At 69.5% G+C, this 18,651-nt stretch carries 20 protein-coding genes and 1 pseudogene; 13 read left to right on the plus strand and 8 right to left on the minus strand.

Annotation, left to right across the window (positions count from 1 at the left end; genetic code table 11):
• Positions 1 to 63: 63 nt before the first annotated feature.
• Both P1L40_RS03490 and P1L40_RS03495 read left to right on the plus strand, forming a co-directional pair.
• Positions 64 to 1,140 carry a sugar-transfer associated ATP-grasp domain-containing protein gene (locus P1L40_RS03490; RefSeq protein WP_284009923.1) on the plus strand — a complete coding sequence of 359 codons (1,077 nt, stop codon included), beginning with the start codon at positions 64 to 66 and terminating at the stop codon, positions 1,138 to 1,140.
• Positions 1,137 to 2,387: a carboxylate--amine ligase gene (locus P1L40_RS03495; protein ID WP_284009924.1), complete on the plus strand. Its 1,251-nt coding sequence runs from the start codon at positions 1,137 to 1,139 to the stop codon at positions 2,385 to 2,387. The genes P1L40_RS03490 and P1L40_RS03495 overlap by 4 nt, the downstream gene beginning before the upstream one ends.
• Here the strand turns inward: P1L40_RS03495 and P1L40_RS03500 are convergent.
• Together P1L40_RS03500 and P1L40_RS03505 are read right to left on the minus strand one after the other, a co-directional pair.
• Complete coding sequence (locus P1L40_RS03500) at positions 2,374 to 3,585, minus strand: YyaL domain-containing protein (RefSeq protein ID WP_284009925.1); 1,212 nt, start codon at positions 3,583 to 3,585, stop codon at positions 2,374 to 2,376. The two genes, P1L40_RS03495 and P1L40_RS03500, sit on opposite strands and share 14 nt — an antisense overlap.
• 63 nt (positions 3,586 to 3,648) lie before the next feature.
• Positions 3,649 to 4,968, minus strand: coding sequence for a sulfatase (locus P1L40_RS03505; protein ID WP_284009926.1), 1,320 nt, complete (start codon positions 4,966 to 4,968; stop codon positions 3,649 to 3,651).
• A 268-nt stretch (positions 4,969 to 5,236) separates the two neighbouring features.
• Here P1L40_RS03505 and P1L40_RS03510 point away from each other — a divergent pair, with 268 nt between their 5' ends.
• From P1L40_RS03510 to P1L40_RS03520, 3 genes are all read left to right on the plus strand, one after another.
• Complete coding sequence (locus tag P1L40_RS03510) at positions 5,237 to 6,985, plus strand: transcription initiation factor IIB family protein (RefSeq protein WP_284009927.1); 1,749 nt, start codon at positions 5,237 to 5,239, stop codon at positions 6,983 to 6,985.
• A gap of 64 nt (positions 6,986 to 7,049) precedes the next feature.
• A complete protein-coding gene (locus tag P1L40_RS03515; protein ID WP_284009928.1) occupies positions 7,050 to 7,760 on the plus strand; it encodes a hypothetical protein in 711 nt (236 codons plus the stop codon).
• Between the two features lie 67 nt (positions 7,761 to 7,827).
• A complete protein-coding gene (locus tag P1L40_RS03520; RefSeq protein ID WP_284009929.1) occupies positions 7,828 to 7,983 on the plus strand; it encodes a hypothetical protein in 156 nt (51 codons plus the stop codon).
• Position 7,984: 1 nt separating this feature from the next.
• Here P1L40_RS03520 and P1L40_RS03525 read toward each other — a convergent pair whose 3' ends face one another.
• Entirely contained in the window at positions 7,985 to 8,446 is a 462-nt protein-coding gene (locus P1L40_RS03525) for a nucleoside deaminase (RefSeq protein WP_284009930.1), read from the minus strand.
• Between the two features lie 146 nt (positions 8,447 to 8,592).
• Between P1L40_RS03525 and P1L40_RS03530 the strand changes: the two genes are divergently transcribed.
• Positions 8,593 to 8,982 (plus strand): hypothetical protein, encoded by a 390-nt coding sequence (locus P1L40_RS03530; RefSeq protein WP_284009931.1) that lies wholly within the window; start codon positions 8,593 to 8,595, stop codon positions 8,980 to 8,982.
• A 93-nt stretch (positions 8,983 to 9,075) separates the two neighbouring features.
• Positions 9,076 to 9,429 carry a DUF5658 family protein gene (locus P1L40_RS03535; protein ID WP_284009932.1) on the plus strand — a complete coding sequence of 118 codons (354 nt, stop codon included), beginning with the start codon at positions 9,076 to 9,078 and terminating at the stop codon, positions 9,427 to 9,429.
• A 23-nt stretch (positions 9,430 to 9,452) separates the two neighbouring features.
• Here the strand turns inward: P1L40_RS03535 and P1L40_RS03540 are convergent, their stop codons facing one another.
• A complete protein-coding gene (locus P1L40_RS03540) occupies positions 9,453 to 9,947 on the minus strand; it encodes a DUF6653 family protein (protein ID WP_284009933.1) in 495 nt (164 codons plus the stop codon).
• A 96-nt stretch (positions 9,948 to 10,043) separates the two neighbouring features.
• Between P1L40_RS03540 and P1L40_RS03545 the strand changes: the two genes are divergently transcribed.
• Together P1L40_RS03545 and P1L40_RS03550 are read left to right on the plus strand one after the other, a co-directional pair.
• Complete coding sequence (locus P1L40_RS03545) at positions 10,044 to 11,834, plus strand: ABC transporter permease (protein ID WP_284009934.1); 1,791 nt, start codon at positions 10,044 to 10,046, stop codon at positions 11,832 to 11,834.
• A complete protein-coding gene (locus tag P1L40_RS03550; RefSeq protein ID WP_419181188.1) occupies positions 11,815 to 12,888 on the plus strand; it encodes an ABC transporter ATP-binding protein in 1,074 nt (357 codons plus the stop codon). Before P1L40_RS03545 ends, P1L40_RS03550 begins: the two co-directional genes overlap by 20 nt.
• A gap of 16 nt (positions 12,889 to 12,904) precedes the next feature.
• On the opposite strand, the gene P1L40_RS03555 is transcribed toward P1L40_RS03550, so the two are convergent.
• The gene (locus P1L40_RS03555) at positions 12,905 to 13,168 is read right to left on the minus strand and encodes a HalOD1 output domain-containing protein (protein WP_284009936.1); all 264 of its coding nucleotides are present in this window, start codon (positions 13,166 to 13,168) and stop codon (positions 12,905 to 12,907) included.
• Positions 13,165 to 13,560 carry a hypothetical protein gene (locus P1L40_RS03560; protein WP_284009937.1) on the minus strand — a complete coding sequence of 132 codons (396 nt, stop codon included), beginning with the start codon at positions 13,558 to 13,560 and terminating at the stop codon, positions 13,165 to 13,167. The genes P1L40_RS03555 and P1L40_RS03560 overlap by 4 nt, the downstream gene beginning before the upstream one ends.
• Positions 13,561 to 13,675: 115 nt before the next feature.
• Here P1L40_RS03560 and P1L40_RS03565 point away from each other — a divergent pair, with 115 nt between their 5' ends.
• The 4 genes from P1L40_RS03565 to P1L40_RS03580 all read left to right on the plus strand — a co-directional run bounded on the left by P1L40_RS03565 (position 13,676) and on the right by P1L40_RS03580 (position 16,956).
• Entirely contained in the window at positions 13,676 to 14,782 is a 1,107-nt protein-coding gene (locus tag P1L40_RS03565) for a CapA family protein (RefSeq protein WP_284009938.1), read from the plus strand.
• A gap of 63 nt (positions 14,783 to 14,845) precedes the next feature.
• Positions 14,846 to 15,814 (plus strand): quinone oxidoreductase family protein, encoded by a 969-nt coding sequence (locus tag P1L40_RS03570; RefSeq protein ID WP_284009939.1) that lies wholly within the window; start codon positions 14,846 to 14,848, stop codon positions 15,812 to 15,814.
• Positions 15,815 to 15,869: 55 nt separating this feature from the next.
• Entirely contained in the window at positions 15,870 to 16,481 is a 612-nt protein-coding gene (locus P1L40_RS03575) for a translation initiation factor IF-2 subunit beta (RefSeq protein ID WP_284009940.1), read from the plus strand.
• 61 nt (positions 16,482 to 16,542) lie between these two features.
• A complete protein-coding gene (locus P1L40_RS03580; RefSeq protein ID WP_284009941.1) occupies positions 16,543 to 16,956 on the plus strand; it encodes a hypothetical protein in 414 nt (137 codons plus the stop codon).
• A 7-nt stretch (positions 16,957 to 16,963) separates the two neighbouring features.
• Here the strand turns inward: P1L40_RS03580 and cysK are convergent.
• Positions 16,964 to 17,892 (minus strand): annotated as a pseudogene (gene cysK, locus P1L40_RS23480) (cysteine synthase A).
• Between the two features lie 55 nt (positions 17,893 to 17,947).
• A complete protein-coding gene (locus P1L40_RS03590; RefSeq protein WP_284009942.1) occupies positions 17,948 to 18,646 on the minus strand; it encodes an SOS response-associated peptidase in 699 nt (232 codons plus the stop codon).
• Positions 18,647 to 18,651: the final 5 nt, after the last annotated feature.

Here is an 18,651-nt window from a genome sequence, read left to right on the forward strand (position 1 = left end):
CGGCTACCGCGGGTAAGGAGCCTATTACAAATCCCGCGACGCGTGCCGTCTGCAGGCATACCCATGTCCGGGCTGCTCGACGGTGTTCGGTCCTTCCTCAGGGCAGAGGCGCGGAACGTTCGCCGGTACGACGTGCCCTGGGAGCGGCGGCTCTGGCTGTACGCACACGGGTTCCTCTCGTCGAAGGCGCCGCTGTGGGACCTCCGTGAGGAGACCGTGGACCAGTATCTCTCGGATGTCGAGTACCGATCGGTGAACGGCCTCTCACACTACGCCGAAGGGCTCGGCAACAAGCTGTTGTTCCATCTCCTGCTCGCGCCGTCACACGGGGCGGTCCTCCCCACACTCCACGGCCTGGTCCGAGAGGGGCACCTGCTGGACACCGCGCGGTTCGACTGGGCGACGACGTTCGACGACCTTCACGACCGCATCCGGAACGGATCGATCGTCGCGAAACCGATCACGGGCGCGCAGGGAAACGGTGTCAGGATACTCGACAGCGACGACGGCGCGGTCCGGATCGACGGCACCCCAGTCCCCGACGACGAACTCCTCTCCCGACTCCCGGACGGCCAGGACCTCTTGCTCGAAGAACACGTCTCGGCCGCGGACTACGCGAGCGAGGTCTTCCCGCAGTCGACGAACACGCTGCGACTGCTCACGATGATCGATCCGGCGTCGGGGACGCCGTTCGTCGCGGCGGCCAGTCACCGGTTCGGGACCGCCCAGAGCGGCACCACCGACAACTGGTCCGCCGGCGGGCTCAGCGCCGGAGTCGACCTCGATACGGGGCAACTGGGGGCGGCGGTCACGAGTCCGGCCGGCGAGGGCCGACCCGGGACACGGCTGGCGCGCCATCCCGACACCGGTGCCCGGATCAGTGGTGTCGAAGTGCCGGGCTGGGAGCGCGTGAAAGCGACCGTCCGTGATCTGGCGGGCGCGTACGGCTGGCTGTGGCCCCACGTCGGCTGGGACGTTGTGGTCCGGACCGACGCCGGTGAGATCACCGTGCTGGAGGGCGATCCCCAGTCCGTCGACCCGGACCAGCAGGCACACGGCCCGCTGCTCACGGACGAGCGTGCGCGGCGGTTCTACGAGCACCACGGCGTCCTCTCGAACCCGTGGAGACGGTGGACATGACACCGGACGGCGAGGACGGCGTGCTCGTCCTCGACAGCGACGGCCAGTGTGCGCTGAGTATCGTCCGTTCACTGGGGAGCAAGGGTATCCCCGTCACCGCGGGGAGCAGTACGCCGTGGTCGCTGGGCCGGCTCTCGCGGTACAGCGACGACTGGTACGTCTATCCGGACCCGACGCGGGACTGCCGGGCGTTTCTGGAAGTGTTGCAGTCACACCTGGACCAGTCCGACTACGACATCGTGATCCCCGCGAACGACGCGACGGCGCTGCTCGTGGCACAACACAAGCCGACCCTGGAGGCGACCGGGACCCGCGTCGCCTGCGAGGACTGGCCGACCTTCCGTCGGGTATACGACAAAGGAGCGCTGTTCGAGACCATCTCGCCGCTCGATGTCCCCACCCCCGAGACACACAGCCCGGAGTCGATCGAGGCGGTGGAGGCGATGGCCCCGGACCTGGACTACCCGGTCGTCGTCAAGCCCCGGAGCAAGAGCCACCTCGTCGACAACGCCGTCGAGACCACGCTCGTGACCGACGACAACTACGCCCGGTCACCCGCGGAGTTAGTGCGTACCTACCGCCGGTTCGTCGAGGGACACGAGGGGCTGACTCGCCAGTATCCGCTCGTCCAGGCGTACGTTCCCGGCCGGACGACCACGACGGTCGGGCTGGCGATCGAGGGGACGTTCGTCGAGTTCTTCCAGGAAGTACGGCTGCGGACCTACCCCGCGTCCGGCGGGAACTCGGCACTGCTCGGATCGATGCGGGACCGGACGATGCTCGACCACGCCGAGACGGTCCTGACGGCCGTCGACTGGACCGGGCCGGCGATGGTGGAGTTCATGCAGACTCCGGACGGCGAGTTCTCCGTCATCGAGGTCAACGGCCGCTACTGGGGCTCGCTTCCCTTCGCGATTGAGAGCGGCGTCGACATCCCCTGGCACCACTACCGACACCTCATGGGACACCGGCCGGTCAACCCCCGTCCGAGCGGGGCCTACCGGACCGACATCGTCCAGCGGCGGCTGTTCTACGAGGACTGCAAGTGGCTCGTCGAGAACCTCGCCCGCGGGAACGTCGCCGCTGTCGCACCGTTTCTCGGTGACTTCCTGCGCACCCGACACACCTTCGTCGACGACGACGACCCGCTGCCGACCCTGGCGGTGCTGGCACAGGCCGGCTGGCTCGGCTCGACGACAGGCTGGGCGGAGCTCCGGGGGGCGATCGACCGGTTCACCGGTTCCTGACCGCCTGGAGATACGTAGCCAGGGCGTAACAGGGCCAGGCCTGACACCAGCGCATCAGCGTCGTCCGCTCGGTGTACAGTCGGTGTTTCCTGAAGGCGAACCGCCCGCCGCCGACGTAGAGGGTATCGAGCAGCCACGCGACGATGCGGCCGGCGAAGGCGTGGTCCCCGGCAGCGGTAAACGCCAGGATTCCCTGTGCGGCCGCGTGGACATCTCGGGGGTACGACGCCGTCTCGTCCCAGTTGGGCGCTCCGTCGGCCCGGAACAGCGACCGCCGGAGGAAAGCGAGCGCGTCGGCGAGCGACTCCGCGTATCTGTCCGTCCCGGTGACCTCGTGGTACCGGAGCAGCGACTCGACGACGAAGCAGTTGTGGTGGGTGTCCATCGAGAGGTGTGAGGCGCTGGCCGGGACCCGGTAGTACCAGCCGCCCCGGTCGGTCTGGTGGCCGACGACGAAGTCGAGCAACGCCGCGGCCCGTTGGCGGAGGCGGTCCCGGCCGACCCGTTCGTAGAGGTCGAGGAAGGTCTGTGCGGCCATCGCGGTCGCGTTGAGCGTGTGCTGGGCCGGCCGGTCCTGCGGGTAGTAGTCGATCCGGGCGGTGCCGTCGACCGTCCGATACCGCATGTCCTCGACGAGGAACCGTTCGGCGGTCCGGGCGATGTCGGCGTAGCGGTCGTCGTAGTCGGCCGCGGCCAGCAGTCCCTTCACCGCGACGGCGGTCGTCACGACATCGGGTTCGGCGGGTGTCGTCTTGTGGTCGAGGTGCTGGTGGTCGTGGCGGTGGCCGCCACAGAACCCGCTGTACCCCCGACAGCGGTTGTCGACGAGCCAGTCGGCCAGCCGACACGCCGCCGCCCGGTGGTCGAAGCCGTCGTGTTCCGGGGGGAGTCGATCGAGGATTCGGTGGACGAGCACGAACAGGCCGGCGCCCATGAAGCTCCGGCGCTGCTCGACGAGAAACAGCGGCCGGACGTTGACCGGTGTCCGTTTGATCCCCTCCTGGAACGCGAGGTTCAGCCACCGGTTCTCGACGGGGAGCGCGGTCCGGAAGCGACTGCTCAGCCCGTCGGCGTAGTCCCAGCCGGTGTACTCGCGGTCGGCAGCGTAAGCCAGCGCCTGTTCGAGGACCTGACGGGCGCGGTCGGTGTCGGCCGGAGGGACCGACGGTGACCGCGCCGCGGCCGGTGACTGGTGCATGGGCCGTTCGCCTGCCGGGTTTCGCCGTCCCGGGCTTGGTTATGTCGCGGTTACCGGGGACGCTCAGTAGTAGCCGAGCGCGGCCAGTTGCTCCTTGGTCGCGTCGCTGGCCTGGCGGCCCTCCAGTGGCTCACGCACCCCTGGCTGTGCCTCGGTGAACGCCTCGTCGACCCGGTGCGGTTCGATCCGCTCGCTCCGCGAGACTGCTCCGGGGCCGTGGATGCGGCACTCGGCGGCCGTCTCCCCCCAGTAGTACCGTTTCCGAACGGCACGCTCGTCGTCCGGGTCGGGACGGTAGACGGCCCGACTCGGGGCCAGGAACTGCGACGGGTCCACACAGGCGTCTTCGAACCGCTCGCGAAGGTCGGCCGTCACGGGCTGTTTGGTCGTGAGAACCCGGTCACGAGCGAATCCGTCGACGATCGGCTCCCCGTCGAGGGCCGACTCGACGACCGACGGGAACGCGGTCAGCGCGGCGGGCCGGTGACACCGCCGGCCGTCGCCACCACCGGGCGGACGGACCACGAGCGGGACGTACAACAGCGTCTCGTGCATCGGGACGATGTGCGAGACGGCGGGCGGTTCGTCCGGGAGCAGGCCCGGGCGGCCGAACCCGTCGCCGTGGTCGCCACAGATCACGACGAGCGTCTCGTCGAGCACGCCGTCGTCGCGGAGGCGGCCGAGCAGTCGCTCGACGAGAGCGTCGGCCTGTCGGATCCCCCCGTCGTAGAGGGCTTCGAGTCCGTTCAGTTGCCAGTACGGTCTGTCGCCGCCGTGGAACGCCCACTCCCAGCGCGTCGGGAGGTCCCGCTGGAGCGCCCTGGCCTCGTCGTCGCCCCAGCGGTCGAACGCCGCCCGGGGTTCGAACGGCCGGTGGGCGTCCATGAAGTTGACACAGGCGGCCCAGGGGCCGTCCCGGTCGGTGACCCACGAGTCGAAGCTATCGGCGTAGTAGAACCCGTCGGGGCCGGGGTTCAGCGCCGTCGTGTCGTAGCCCCCGGGACAGGAGTCGGGGACCGTCTCCACCGTCTGGAAGGCGTCTTTGAGGCCGACCTTGTGGCTCGCGACGAACCCGTTCTCCGTGAACAGGCCGGTGTCGTACCCCTCGGCAGCGAGCGTCTCGAACACCGTGTTCCCCGGGAGCAAGCGGTCGTGGACCGTCACCCTGTGTTCGTGGGCCTCCAGTCCCGTAAAGAGGGAGACGTGGCTCGGCAGACTCCAGTTCGACGGCGCGCGGGCCTGGGTGTACACCGTCGACTCCGCGGCCAGCGACTCCAGAAACGGTGTGGTCGGCCGTCGGTGGCCGTACAGCGAGCAGTTGTGTGCTCGAACGGAGTCCAACACCACGAGCAAGACGTTCGGTGCCGTCTCGACGCCAGACATACCCTCCCGTCGGTGGCATCCGGTGTAGGGGTCGCTAATTGGGCAACGTGTGTGGGTTGTCGTCTCCCGACCGCTCGTGAGTGGTCAGGAGACTCGACAGCCACTCGTCGAACGCCGTCTCCACGGCCCGCTCGGATCGTAGCGGTGGCTGTCGGCCGACGCCCGGAATCCGCCGCGTGCTCGCCCCGACAGTGGGGTAAGACCTCCCTACCGCGAGCCAGCGGACAGTATCCAAAAGTTAAGACAGTGACGGTCGAATGGGGCAACCATGTCGAGCAGCTCAGACGACAGCGTCGAAAGTCGGTTGGCCCAGGTGGGCGAACAGCTCCGGATCCCGAACAACACACTCCAGATCACACAGGTCCGGCTGAACCAGCTGAGCAACGAGCCCGATGTCGACGCGGACAGTCTCGACAACGTCGCGGCAGCGGCGCTCGCCCTCTCCTCGCGTGAAGACGGGCTGCCGGTCAGCGAACACGACATCGCGAAGGCGTGGTCCGAGTTGCTCGACGCCGACCGGGATATCGCGATCTCACACCAGCAACTCGAAGCCGTCGGCTCCTATCTCGATATCGACGACGTACCGCCGCATCCGGACGCGCTCGTCCAGGGCTTCGGCGAGGCCGTCGACATGCCCGACGAACTCGTCAACGTCGGCCACCGCATCCTCCACGATTCGTTCGAGGCCGACGCGACGGTGGTCTCGGGCGGTCCCTCGCCGGCGGCGACGGCGGGCGCGGTTCTCTCGCTTGCGGCGATCGTCAACGGCGACGCCGACACCTTCGATCAGGACACGCTCGGGCAGGCCTCGGGGACGAACGAAGTGACCGTCCGGAACCGCGCCCACGAACTCAAGGACCTCCTGGGCGAGGACCACTTACAGAGCGACCGATATCGGGTCGCGCCGGACGCCGACGGGACCGAGACAGCAGCGTCGAGCGACGATACGGCCGACGGGACCGAGACACAGTCGACGGCCGCCGACGGCGCCGGCACCGAGAGCGAGGACGCCGCGGCGGACGACGACACGGTGACCGCGGCCGAGGACGGTACGGCGGTCGTCGAGGCCGAGAAGTACGTCGAGACGGTCACGTCGATGTACCCGGACGAGCTCCCGACCACCACGAGCGTGGCCGAGGCCCACGACGAGAGCGAGGGGACCGTCGGTGACGCCCTCGAACAGCTCGCCGACGACGGGACGCTCAAGCGCAAGCACGCCGGGTCCGTGGTCGTCTGGATCCCCGCCGAGCAGAACGGTGTCGGGACGGACCTGACCGTCGACGCCGTCGAGACCGAGGTCGACGCCCTGGTCGAGGAGCTCGACATCGGCGCCTCGACGCGGCTGCTGGCCCGCGGGATGGTCAGCGACGCGGTCGACGACGTTGCCGTCGAGGACGCTGCCGAGCTGGCCGGTGCGACGGTCGTCGGGGCGTCCCGGATGGAGGAAGGCGATGTCGGCGCGGTCGAGGTCGCACGGGTCCGGGAGTTCCCGCCGCGGGTCCTCTCACAGTGGCTCGACACGCTCGACGGGACCGTCGATGTCGAGATTCCGCGGCGGGACCCCGAGGAGGTCGTCGGTGACATCGCCGACGAGGTCGGGATCGCCACCGACATCCAGGAGGAGAGCCTGCGATCGCTCGACCGGTACGACCCCACCGAGAGCGACGCCGACTACACGGCGGCCGAACTGGGCGCCGGCGCGGTCGTCTTCGCCGCGACCGTCAACGGCACCCAGCTCGATATCACGTCTCTGGGTGAGGTGAGCGGTGCCGACCCGAACTACATCACCGACGCGATGAACAGCATCGTCGTCTCGCTGTGTCTCGGGCTCGTCCGCGGTGACATCGACTACGCGGAGTGTGCCTGGACGACCGACCTCCTGGAGTCGGAGCTGTCGCCGGACATCGGCGACTCCTACACGGGCCGTGTGATCGCGCTCGCCAAGACCTACACCGCGGGCCGCGAGGGGCGTCACATCGACGACGCCACGCTCGATGTCGTGCTCGGCGAGGAGTGACGCGACGGTCGGGTGAGCAACAAGCTACTTGTGGTGTGGTGTCGACATCCCACGCAGAAGGGTCATGAGCGACGATAACAACCCGCAGGACGACCTCCCGTTCGAGACCAGTGAGGGGGACGAGAGCGATCAACCGCCCGACGGCGACGTAGCAGGCGGCGGCCAGAGCATCGAACGGGAAGAGCGGCTCAACGAGTGGGAACAGCGCCTCGAACAGCGCGAGCGGGAACTCGACCAGCGCGCACAGGAGCTCGATCAGCGCGAGCGGGAGCTCGATCAACAGGAAGAAGAGACGCTCAAGCGCCGCGAACAGACCGTCGACCTCCGGGAGGAACTCGAAGACAAGGAGGCCGAACTCGCCGAGTTCGAGTCCAACCTCGAAGACCGGCGGACGGCGCTCAACGAGCGCGAGCGGGAACTCGACGAGCGGGCGGCCCAACTCGACCGCGAGGCCGAGACGCTGGAGGCGTACGTCGGCGACCAGCTCGACGATCTGACGGGGGAACTGGGCGAGCAGGTCGAAGCGTCGGTCACCGCGGCCATGGAGTCTCAGGACTTCGGTTCCGGCCGCCTCGGCGCACTCGGCGGGGTGTCGCTTGGGCTGCTCGGCCTGGTGCTCGTCGTCGGCGGGGTCGCCAACGGCATCGCGCTGCAGGCCGGCGGACTGCCGACGCTGTTCAGCCCGGCGGCCGCGACGCTGAACTACGCCGCCAGCACGGTGTTGCTCCTGTTCGGACTGGCCCTGAACCTCGCCGCCGCTGCCGGCCGAGTGTGACGCGAGGGTCGTCGTTCCTCGACGGGCCGGGAGAACGACTTTAGCCGGGTCGCGCGTACAGTCGGCTATGGGATTCGAAGCCTATCTCGACGACATCGGTCCAGCGACGATGGCACTCATCGGGTTCATCCTGTTCGTCATCCCGGAGCCGGCGACCTCGGCGCTGGGTGCCGGACTCCTGTTACTGGGGGCGGCGTGGTGGTTCTACGAGTGGCAGCGGTGAGCTACCAGTCGTAGTCCTCGTGGATCTGACGCCCGACGGCGTTCTGGTGAGGCCCGACGACCTCGGTGACACCGTCTAAGATCTCCGCCGAGCGGACAGGGGCCTCCTGGTCGGTGAAGTCGCCGATCTCGTCGCCGCCGACGCTGTAGACGACGCGCCCGAGGCCGGCGTGTCTGATCCCGCCGGCACACATCGGACACGGCTCGGTACTCGTGTACATCACCGTCTCGGCGCGTTCCTCGGCTGTCAGCTCCTGGCGGGCGCGTTTCGCGAGGTCCAGTTCGGGGTGGCGGCGCACGTCGTCCTCGGTGACGACGCGGTTCGACGCCTCCATGATCACCTCGTCGTCGCGGACCAGAACCGATCCGAAGGGGCGATCGCCGCGCTCGGCCGCGACACGGGCGCGGACGAAGGCTGTCGCCATGTGTGCGTCGTGGTCGAACTCGTCGAACTCGGCGGACATACTCGACCCTCGGACGGGACGGGCAAACGTCTCACGGTCGTCTCGTCCGCCGTCGCCGGGCCGGAGCGGTGACGGTCCGGCGCTCGCAAAAGTCGTGCCCACCCGTTAGGTTAAATAGAGTATACATTAAATTCGTACAACACTTCATGGGCAGCGACGAACGCAGGAGCGACGAGACGGTAGCTGATCGCTGGGACCGAGTGTTGCGGCAGTTGTCGGCGGAACCCCGCCGACAGGTACTGGCCGCGCTGCTGGAAGCCCCACCCGACAGCCGCCTCGCGGTTCCGGAGGGCGTCGTACCGGCCGGCTCGTCGATCGACCCGGAGGCGCTTTCGGTCCAGTTGCGCCACTGTCACCTGCCGACGCTGGCGGACGCGGGCTACGTCGTGTACGACGACGCGCCTTTCACCGTCGCCCGTGGTCCGAACTTCGACGAGGTGGCGGCGCCGCTGGAACTCGCCCGCAACGGGACGGCGGAGTTACCGGCCGATCTGGTCGACGGCTATCCGATACTTGATCCGACGGCGACGGAGTGACGCTGTCGTCTGCGAGAAGTCACGGCCCGCACGTCACGGTCGGTGATCGGTCCAGACACAGCGTTTTTGCACGGGCACGCCTTGGAACGGACGATGACAGGCGGGACCACAGACGAGGAGTCGCTGTTCACGTTCCGGCGGGAGCGGCGGCTGACCCGGTCCCACGCGGTCCTGTGGGCGGTGATCCTCGCCGCGACGGTCGCCGACGTGCTGTTGACGATGACGGGGCTGGCACGCGGCTTCGAGGAGGGCAACGTCGTCGTGGCGACGCTGCTCGCGGAGTTCGGACTCGCCGGCCTGTGGCTCGTGAAGTTCGGGGCAATGGTGTGGCTCGTCGGCGGGTGGGCGCTGCTCTCGGACCGGAACGCGACGGTCTTTCTGGCGCTGTTCGCGACCGTGACGCTGGCCGTCGTGGTGTACAACACCGCGTTACTGCTGGGCGTCTGAACGGCTGTCGCTGTGACACCCGTTCAGGACGACGGTGAGTCGCGCCGGTCGAACGCCGGAACGTCCGCGGGATACCGCTCCCGGTTCCGGTCGTAGTACCGCGCCACGTACGCGACGAAGGCGAACTTCGTCAGCATCGACAGCGCCGTGGCAACGACCGTCCGTAGCGGCTGGCGCCGGTAGGCGGCGTACACCGCGTAGGCGCTGATCGGTCCGTTCACGTAGTTGAGCAGGTCGATCGGGCGACGGCCGTCGCGGTGGCGGTAGTACATCCGCTCGCCCAGGACGACCCGGGTCATCCAGGCGTCCGCGTCGGCCGGCGGCGAGAAGAGGACGGGATTGACGACCGTAAACGTCAGGGCGGCAACGACGAGTCGCGGTCGGCGCGCGTAGATTCCGTACATCAGGACGGGGAGGACGGCCACGCGGGACCACCCGCTCAGCGGGTTCGCGTGCCGTCGCCAGACGGCGTCCGCGAGCCGCTGGCGGACGCCCCGGTCGGGCTCTGTATCGGCCATGGATACGCCCTCTCGTCACGGAGTGATCACTGTTTGCCCACACTCGTGGGCGACAGAACGCGGAAGCTAAGTACCACTGGGTGTGACCACCGCGTGATGGAACGACCGGGGTTCCCGCGGGTGATCCGCCAGCGCCTCGACCGACGGGCGCTGCCTGCGCTGGCCGCCGGGACCCTGCTCGTGTTGCTCGTGCTGTTTTACTACCCGATCTCGACAGTTTTCGTCGACAGCGTCTTCGTCGAGGGGCGACTGACGCTGTCGGTGTTCTGGACGATCCTCTCGGACCCGTTTTACTTCGGCGAGCCGGCGCGACTGTTGACCGGCGACTCGCCGATCGCGGTCGCTCGGGCCGCGCTCTCGCCGGATCGCCGGCTCGGTATCGTCGGCTTCACCGCCTACCAGGCCGCGCTCTCCTCGGTCGCGAGCGTCGCCCTGGGGTTGCCGGCGGCGTATCTGCTGGCCCGCTACGACTTTCCCGGGCGGCGGCTGCTGCGGTCGCTGACGATCCTCCCGTTCGTCCTGCCGTCGATGCTGGTCGCCGTCGGGTTCGTCGCCACGTTCGGGCGGACCGGAACGCTGAACGCGGTCCTGACCGCGCTGGGGCTCCAGCGGGTCGAGTTGCTGTTCACGCTAGAGGCGGTGATCGTCGCCCACGCCTTCTACAACGCGCCGCTGGTGGCCCGGGTGACCACGGCCGCCTGGGAGTCCGTCGACGCCAGCGCCGTCGAGACGGCGCGCAGCCTGGGTGCGGGGCCGCTGCGCGCGTTCCGCGATATCGTCGCGCCACAGCTGTATCCGGCGGTGCTGATGGGCGGGGCGCTGACGTTCGTGTTCACGTTCAGCACGTTCCCGATCGTCCTCGCGCTGGGCGGCTACCAGCTGGCGACCGTCGAGGTGTTCGTCTACCGCCTCGTCGACGAGTTCGAGTACGCCGAGGCGGCGGCTCTGGCGCTGCTCGAACTGGGAATCTCGCTGGGGCTGCTGTACGCCTACCTCCGGTACGAGGCGCGAAACACCGTCCAGCGAGCAGGCGGACAGCCACTCGCCCGGAAGCCGCTCGTCCCCGAGCAGTGGTCGCCGCGGGAACTGCTCCCCCGGTTCGGCCTGGCGGTCTACGCGCTGGTCGCGCTGGCCGTGTTCGTCGGCCCCATCGCGAGCATGCTCCTGGCGAGTGTCACCGGCCCGAACGGGCTGACGCTGGACCACTACCGGTTTCTCGTCGAGCGCCAGGCCACCGGCGCGGCGTTCCAGGTCAAACCCTGGGACGCGGTGCATAACTCCGTGCTCTTCGCCGCGGCGTCGCTGCTGATCGCGCTGCCGATGGGCGTCGTCGTCGCCGTCCTGACGACCCGAGACTACCGCGGCCGGAAGCTCGTCGACGCGCTGGCGATGGCGCCCCTGTCGGTGTCGGGCATCGTCGTCGGGCTCGGACTGCTCCGTGGCCTGGTGTTCGGCGTCGAGATCGGCGACGCGCGCCTGGCCGTCGGCGGGGCGCTGGCCATCGTCGGCGCCCACGCCGTCGGCGGCTACCCCTTCGTCGTTCGGACCGTCGCGCCGGAACTCGATAGCCTGGACCAGTCCCTCGTCGAGTCCGCACGGGCGCTCGGGGCGCCCCGAGCGCGGACGCTCGTCGACATCGAACTGCCGCTGGTCTGGCCGGCCGTGGTCGCCGGTGCGGCCTTCGCTGTCGCGCTCTCGATCGGGGAGTTCTCGGCGACGATCGTCCTCGCGACCGGGACGAGCCAGTTCACCATGCCCATCGCCATCGAGCGGTTCATCGGCCGACGGCTCGGGCCGGCGACGGCGATGGGCGTCGTCTTGCTCCTGGTCACGAGCGCGAGTTTCCTCGTCATCGACCGGCTGGGGGGTGACGACGTTGGCTTCTGAGCCCGCGGTCGAACTCGACGGTGTGACGCGGCGCTACGGGGAGACGACGGCCGTCTCGGCGCTCTCGCTGTCGGTCCGGGAAGGCGAGTTCTTCACCCTCGTCGGCCCGTCGGGCTGTGGGAAGACGACGACGCTGCGCCTGCTCGCGGGGTTCGAGACGCCCACGACCGGCACCGTCCGCTTCGGCGGGCAGTCCGTCGCCGGCGTCCCGCCCGAGAGCCGGGACGTGGGCGTCGTCTTCCAGAGCTACGCGCTCTTTCCCCACATGACCGTCGGCGAGAACGTCGCTTACGGGCTGAACTTCGCCGACCCGCCGGGCGGGGTCGGCCGCGACAAGCGGGTTCGGGACTTGCTCGAACTGGTCGACCTCGGAGGGATGGCCGATCGGGACCCCGACACTCTCTCGGGCGGGCAACAACAGCGCGTCGCCATCGCCCGCGCGCTGGCGCCGGGTCCGGAGGTCCTCCTGCTGGACGAACCGATGAGTGCCCTGGACGCGAAACTCCGCGAACGGCTCCGGGTCCAGGTCCGGGAGCTCCAGCAGGAACTGGGGATCACGACGGTGTACGTCACCCACGATCAGGAGGAGGCGCTGGCGATCTCGGACCGGGTCGCGGTGATGCGCGACGGGACCCCCGAGCAGGTGGGCTCGCCCCGCGAGATCTACCGGCGGCCCGCGACGCCGTTCGTCGCGGACTTCATCGGCGACAACAACGTGCTCTCGGGGACGGTGACCGACCTCCGGGAGACGGCGGCCGGCCGGGTCGCCGACGTGGCGATCGGCGAGGAGCGTCTGGCCGTCGGACTGGACGGCCGGACGGCCGCTCGCGGCGACGAACTCACCTTCTGTGTCCGGCCGGAACGTCTGGCCGTCGGTGACGGGGAGAACGCGCTGTCGGCGACAGTCACCAGCGCGGAGTTCCTGGGCGAGACGACGCGGGTCCATCTGGACTGGCACGGCCGACAGCTCCGACTCCGGACTCGCTCGCCGCCGACGGGAACGGCGACCGTTGCGTTCGAACCGGCCGACGCACACGTCGTCACGATCCGGTAGGGGTCGCCCGGGCGGGTCAGTGTTGCTCAGAGGACAGGTCAGCGTCTAGCTCGCGGACGACCTCGCCGTCGAGGGTGATCGTCCCGTCCCCGGTGACCGTGATCTCGTGGTCGGGCACCGAGAAAGTCAGCGTCCACTCGCGGTTGTCCATCGCGGCCAGTCGCTCGACCGCGTCCGTGTCGACGTGGGTCCCCAGCGAGTAGCCCAGTCGGTGCGGTTCGCGTCCTTCGACCTCGGCGATCGCTTCCACGATCGCGACGGTCACGTCCTGGTTGGTCATCGGCTGTCCCCCCGTTTCTCCTCCAGTCGCTGACAGCCCTCGGCGAGGCCCGGCGGGATCTCGTCGGCCCAGTCGTGCAGCGCCCGGAAGACGATCGCGGCCTCCTCGAACGCCGGCCCGCGGCGGACGGTAAACGGCTCTGACTCCCAGCGGACGAACCCCGGCGCCGCCAGTTCGGGGAGGTGCGAGTGGACCAGTTCGGTCGCCAGCCGTGATGGGTCCACGCGGAGGTACGAGGGGTTGGCGGCTTCGGGCAGCGACAGCACTCGATCCTCGGGCGCCTCCAGCAGCGAGACGACGATCTGTCGCCTGGGTTCGGCCCCGAGCGTCTGGAAGACGGTGTCCCACCGGTCGATCATCCGCTGTTTCTGTTCGTCCCGGAGTTGTTTCATACTCGGACGTGTATGCCTGAAAACATAATATTTCGTGGTGGACGGCCGGCGTCGGCACCGAACGCGCCAGCCCCACGGCGTCGATTTCAAGTCCGGTGACCGCCAAGACCGCGCCATGCGACCGACCCGTCGTGCGTTTCTCGGTTCGTCGGCCGCGCTCGCAGGGACCGCCCTCGCCGGCTGTCTCGGCCGCGTCCCGGAACCCGCGTGTCCGCCGGCCGTCGAGAGCGACGGCGCGGTGCGGATCGGATTCGTCGGCGACACGATGCTGGGCCGGAACGTGGACGCGACCTGGGACGGGCGCGACCCGGCGGGGGTGTGGGGGTCGACGATCGACCGACTGGACGTGCTCGACGGCCTCGTCCTGAACCTGGAGTGTTGTGTCTCCGAGCGCGGCCGGCGCACGCCGGGCCGGGGGTACTACTTCCGTGCCGGCCCGGACTGGGCGGTTCCGGCCCTGCAAGCCGCGGGGACCAGCGTGGCGGGCCTGGCGAACAACCACCTGCTGGACTTCGGGTATCGGGCGTTGCGCGATACCGTCACACACCTCGAAGCCGGCGGGATCGCCACGACGGGGGCGGGCGCCGACCGGTCGGCCGCGGCCGCGCCGGCGACGGTGACCGTCGGCGGGATCGAAGTCGCGGTCGTCGCGCTGACCGACCAGGCGCCCCTGTACACCGCCCGGGGGAACAGCCCCGGGACCGCGTACACGACGCTGTCGACGGGCGACCCGCTGTCGAGACGGCGGATCGACGCCGCCCTCTCGCGGGCCCGGGAACGCGATCCGGACCTGCTCGTGGCGACGCTGCACTGGGGGCCAAACTGGGAGGTCCGCCCCTCCGAGGGGCAACAGCGGACCGCCCGCTGGCTGATCGACCGCGGCGTCGACGTTGTCCACGGCCACAGCGCCCACGTGATCCAGGGCGTCGAGACGTACCGCGGCCGGCCGATCGTCTACGACGCCGGCGACTTCGTCGACGACTACCTGATCAAGGAGGGGTTGCACAACGACCGGAGCTTCCTGTTCGAGTTGGTCGTCGCCGACGGTACCCTCCGGGCGCTGGACCTCGTCCCGGTCGTGATCGACGACTCGGCGGTCGGCCTGGCGGGCGAGACGGCCGCGACGTGGCTGCGCGAGCGGCTGCGAACGCTCTCGGAGCCGTTCGGGACGACCGTCGAGCGGGCCGGCGACGGTCTGCGGATCCCGCTGGGCGAGTGTTGAAACCCGGTGGGTGTTGCTCCCCGTTCAGAAGGGTTGAGGCGTGTGGGGACTGTCCGAGGAGACATGGACGCTATCGAGGTGACCGAGTTCGGCGGCCGCGAGGCACTGTCGGTGACAGAGCGGTCGGTTCCCGAGCCGGACGCCGGCCAGATCCGTATCGAGGTCGAGGCGGCGGGGATCAACTTCGCGGACATCATGCAACGGCGGGGCCACTACGAGGGCGGGCCGGAGCCGCCCTACGTCCCCGGGATGGAGGTCGCCGGCCGCATCGACGCCGTGGGCGCGGACGCAGGACTCGACAGCGGCGACCGCGTGGTGGCGCTGATCGACGAGGGCGGCTACGCCGAGTACGCGCTGGCGGACCCACAGCTGACCTTCCCGATCCCCGGCGAGATGTCCCTGACCGAGGCCGCCGGGTTCCCCGTCCAGTTCCTGACCGCCCACAACTGCCTGTTCGAGTGGGGCGACTTAGAGCGCGACGAGTCGGTGCTGATCCACGCCGCCGCCGGCGGCGTCGGCACGGCCGCGGTCCAGCTGGCCAGCCGGGCGGGCGCGGAGGTGTTCGGGACCGCGAGCACGGCCGAGAAACTCGACCTCGCCGAGCGGCTCGGCTGTGCCCACCCGATCAACTACACCGAGACCGACTTCGTCGAGGCCGTCCGGGCCGAGACCGACCACGGCGTCGACCTGGTGCTGGACGGGGTCGGCGGCGACACGTCGAGCGACTCGCTGGCCGCGCTACGGGAGTTCGGCCGGATGGTCGTCTACGGCGCGGCCAGCGGACAGCCGGGGTCGCTGTCGACCAGCGACCTCCTGTTCGCGAACCAGCAGGCGATCGGCTACCACCTCGGTCGGGGCCTCCTCCGGGAGCCACAGCGGGTGATGGCGGCGGTCCCGGACCTACAGGAGGGGCTGGCAAGCGGCGACCTGGAAGTGATCGTCGGCGAGACCTTCCCGCTAACGGACGCCGCCGCGGCCCACGAACACATCGAGAGCCGGGCCTCCAGCGGGAAGGTCGTGCTCGAACCCTAGTGTCTGTCACCACGACTCACAGAGACGCTTTACGTCTGTGGCTACTCGTCCCCGTATGAACTACGAGCAGGCACTCGACCGCGCGTACGACGTACTGCCGGACCAGCCACGGGAGGCCGGCGAGCGGCTCTCGGTCCCCGATCCCGAGGGACAGACCGACGGGGCCTTTACACGACTGACCAACCTCGGCGCCATCGCCGACGCCCTCTCGCGGGAGTCCCGCCACCTCCACCGGGCCATCCAGCGGGAGTTCGGGACCAACGGCCAGTTCGACGGCAACGAAGCCCGCTACAACGGGTCGTTCGATGTCGCGGACTTCCAGGCGGCCATCGACGCCTACATCGCCGAGTACGTCACCTGTTCGGAGTGTGGGCTGCCCGACACCGTCCTCAAGACCGAGGACGGCGTCGACATGCTCCGCTGTCAGGCCTGTGGTGCCTTCCGCCCGGTGGCCAAGGGCGGGAGCTCCTCACAGCAACACGACCAGCCGACCCTCGAAGAGGGCAAGACCTACGAGGTCAAGATCACCGGCACCGGCCGCGAGGGCGACGGTGTCGCCGAGAAAGGGAAGTACACCATCTTCGTCTCGGGCGCCCGCGAGGGCCAGGTCGTCGACGCCTACATCGAGTCCATCAGCGGCACGCTCGCGTTCGGCCGCGTCCAGTAACCCCACCCGTTTTCTCGCCTGTCGTGACAAGACACTTATCGAGCGGTGCGTGAGACGAGGTATGGCACGCACGAGCGACCCGAAGCTCCACGTCGTCGCCGCAGTCGCCGTCGGGCTCGGCCTCGTCCAGGCCGCCTCCGGCGCGGTGAGTCTCCTGTTCGGCCTCGGGTCGCTTCCGACGACACTGCTCGCACTCGCCCAGGGAGTCGCCGGGCTCGTCCTCGTCCCCGCGGGCGTCGGGATCGCGCTCCGGAAGGGCTGGGGGAGAACCCTCGGGATCGTCGCCTTCGGCGGTGTCGCCGTCCTCCAGCTAACCCCGCTGATCGGTGGGGCGACCGTCGGCGTCCCGCTCGTCGGGCTGGCCGTCTCGGTCGGCAGTTCGCTCTATCTCCTACTGGCCAGCGAGGCCTTCGCGGACGCCGAGGACACGCGCCCGCTCTCGAAAGACGAGAGCGCTCACGAGTTCGTCCGCTGACCCGCGTTCAGGCCCACAGCTCCGTCGAGAGGTACCGCTCACCGGTGTCCGGGAGGACCACGACCACGGCCTCCGCGGGGTTGTCCTCGGCGTAGGCCGTCGCCGCATGTAGCGCCGCGCCCGCGGAGATGCCGACCATGAGTCCCGCCTCGCTGGCCAGCCGACGGGCCGCCGTCCGGGCCTGCTCGGCGCTCGCCGTCCTGACCTGGTCGAGCAGTTCGGTCCGCAGGATATCGGGGACGAAGCCGGGGCCGATCCCCTGGATGTCGTGACTGTCGGGGTCGTCGTCCGAGAGCAGTTGCGAGGAGTCGGGTTCGACGGCGACCGAGGTGAGGTCGGCGCCGCGTTCTTCCTCGATGTGCTCCGTGATCCCGGTGATCGTGCCGCCGGTGCCGACGCCGGCGACGACAGCGTCGACCGCGCCGTCGGTGTCGCGCCAGATCTCGGGGCCGGTCGTCTCCCGGTGGGCGCGGGGTTCGCCGCGTTCTCGAACTGGCGGGCGCGGACGGCCCCCTCGGCCTGTGCCAGTTCGTCGGCGCGCTCGATGGCGCCGCTCATCCCGTCGTCGGCGGGCGTGAGTTCGAGGTCGGCCCCGAGCGCCGACAGCAGCCGACGGCGTTCCTCGCTCATCGACTCGGGCATCGTCAACACGCAGTCGTACCCTCGCGCGGCCGAGACCATCGCCAGGCCGATGCCGGTGTTGCCGCTCGTGGCCTCGACGACGGTGCCGTCCGGCGGCAGGTCGCCCGACTCGGCGGCCGCCTCGATCATGTACAGCGCGACCCGGTCTTTCACCGAGTAGGGGTTCGCGGCCTCGTACTTCCCGGAGAGGTTCTCGGCGAAGCCGTCGAGGTGGACTAGCGGTGTCTCGCCGACGAGATCGGTCACGCTCGACGCGGCTGGGCGCTCGGGCCGTGGCTCCGGGGCTGACTGCATATCCCGCGATAGTCCGGTCGGATCGGTAAGCTGCCCACCAGAATACTGTGGGTGCCTACACCTCGACCTCATCGACCAGCCCCGGGTGGTCGTTGCCGGGGCTGTTGACCGCCGTCGAGACCGGATAGCTCCGCATCGGGCCGTCGTAGGGATCGAGCAGCGAGTCGAGGTCGTCCGTATCGTCGGCGAGCCACGCAGCCTCCTCGTCGGGGCCGAGAACGACCGCCATCCGGTGGTGGAGCGCTTCGACCGTCTCGTTGGGCTCGGTCGTGATGATCGTGAACGTCTCGACGATGTCGTCCCCGTCGCTCCCGCCGCTGGCGCCGAACTCGCCGAGCCCGGTCTGGCGCTGTGGCGGACGCCACCGCTCGTAGAGGCCGGCCATCGCGAACGGCTCGTCGTCGGGGAGCGCGACCCGATAGGGCTGTTTGCCGCCCTCGCGGTCGACCCACTCGTAGAAGCCGTCGGCGGGGACCAGACAGCGCCGTGACTCGTAGGCGTCGGCGAAGGAGGCCCGCTCGGCGACCGTCTCGGCGCGGGCGTTGATGTAGCCGTGGTCGGAGCGGTCGTCGGCCCACGAGGGGATCAGCCCCCACTCCATCCGCTGGATGGTCTCGGGCGCCTCGTTCGTGACGACCGGGAGCGACTGGCTCGGCGCGGCGTTGTAGGTCGGCTCGAACGGCTCGGAAAACGCCGCGCCGAACCGGGACTCGATCTCGTCGGGCGGGGTAAACAGGCTGTACCGACCACACATACCCG

The sequence above is a fragment of the Haloarcula pelagica genome (genome assembly GCF_030127105.1).
GTDB classification, from domain to species: Archaea; Halobacteriota; Halobacteria; order Halobacteriales; family Haloarculaceae; genus Haloarcula; species Haloarcula pelagica.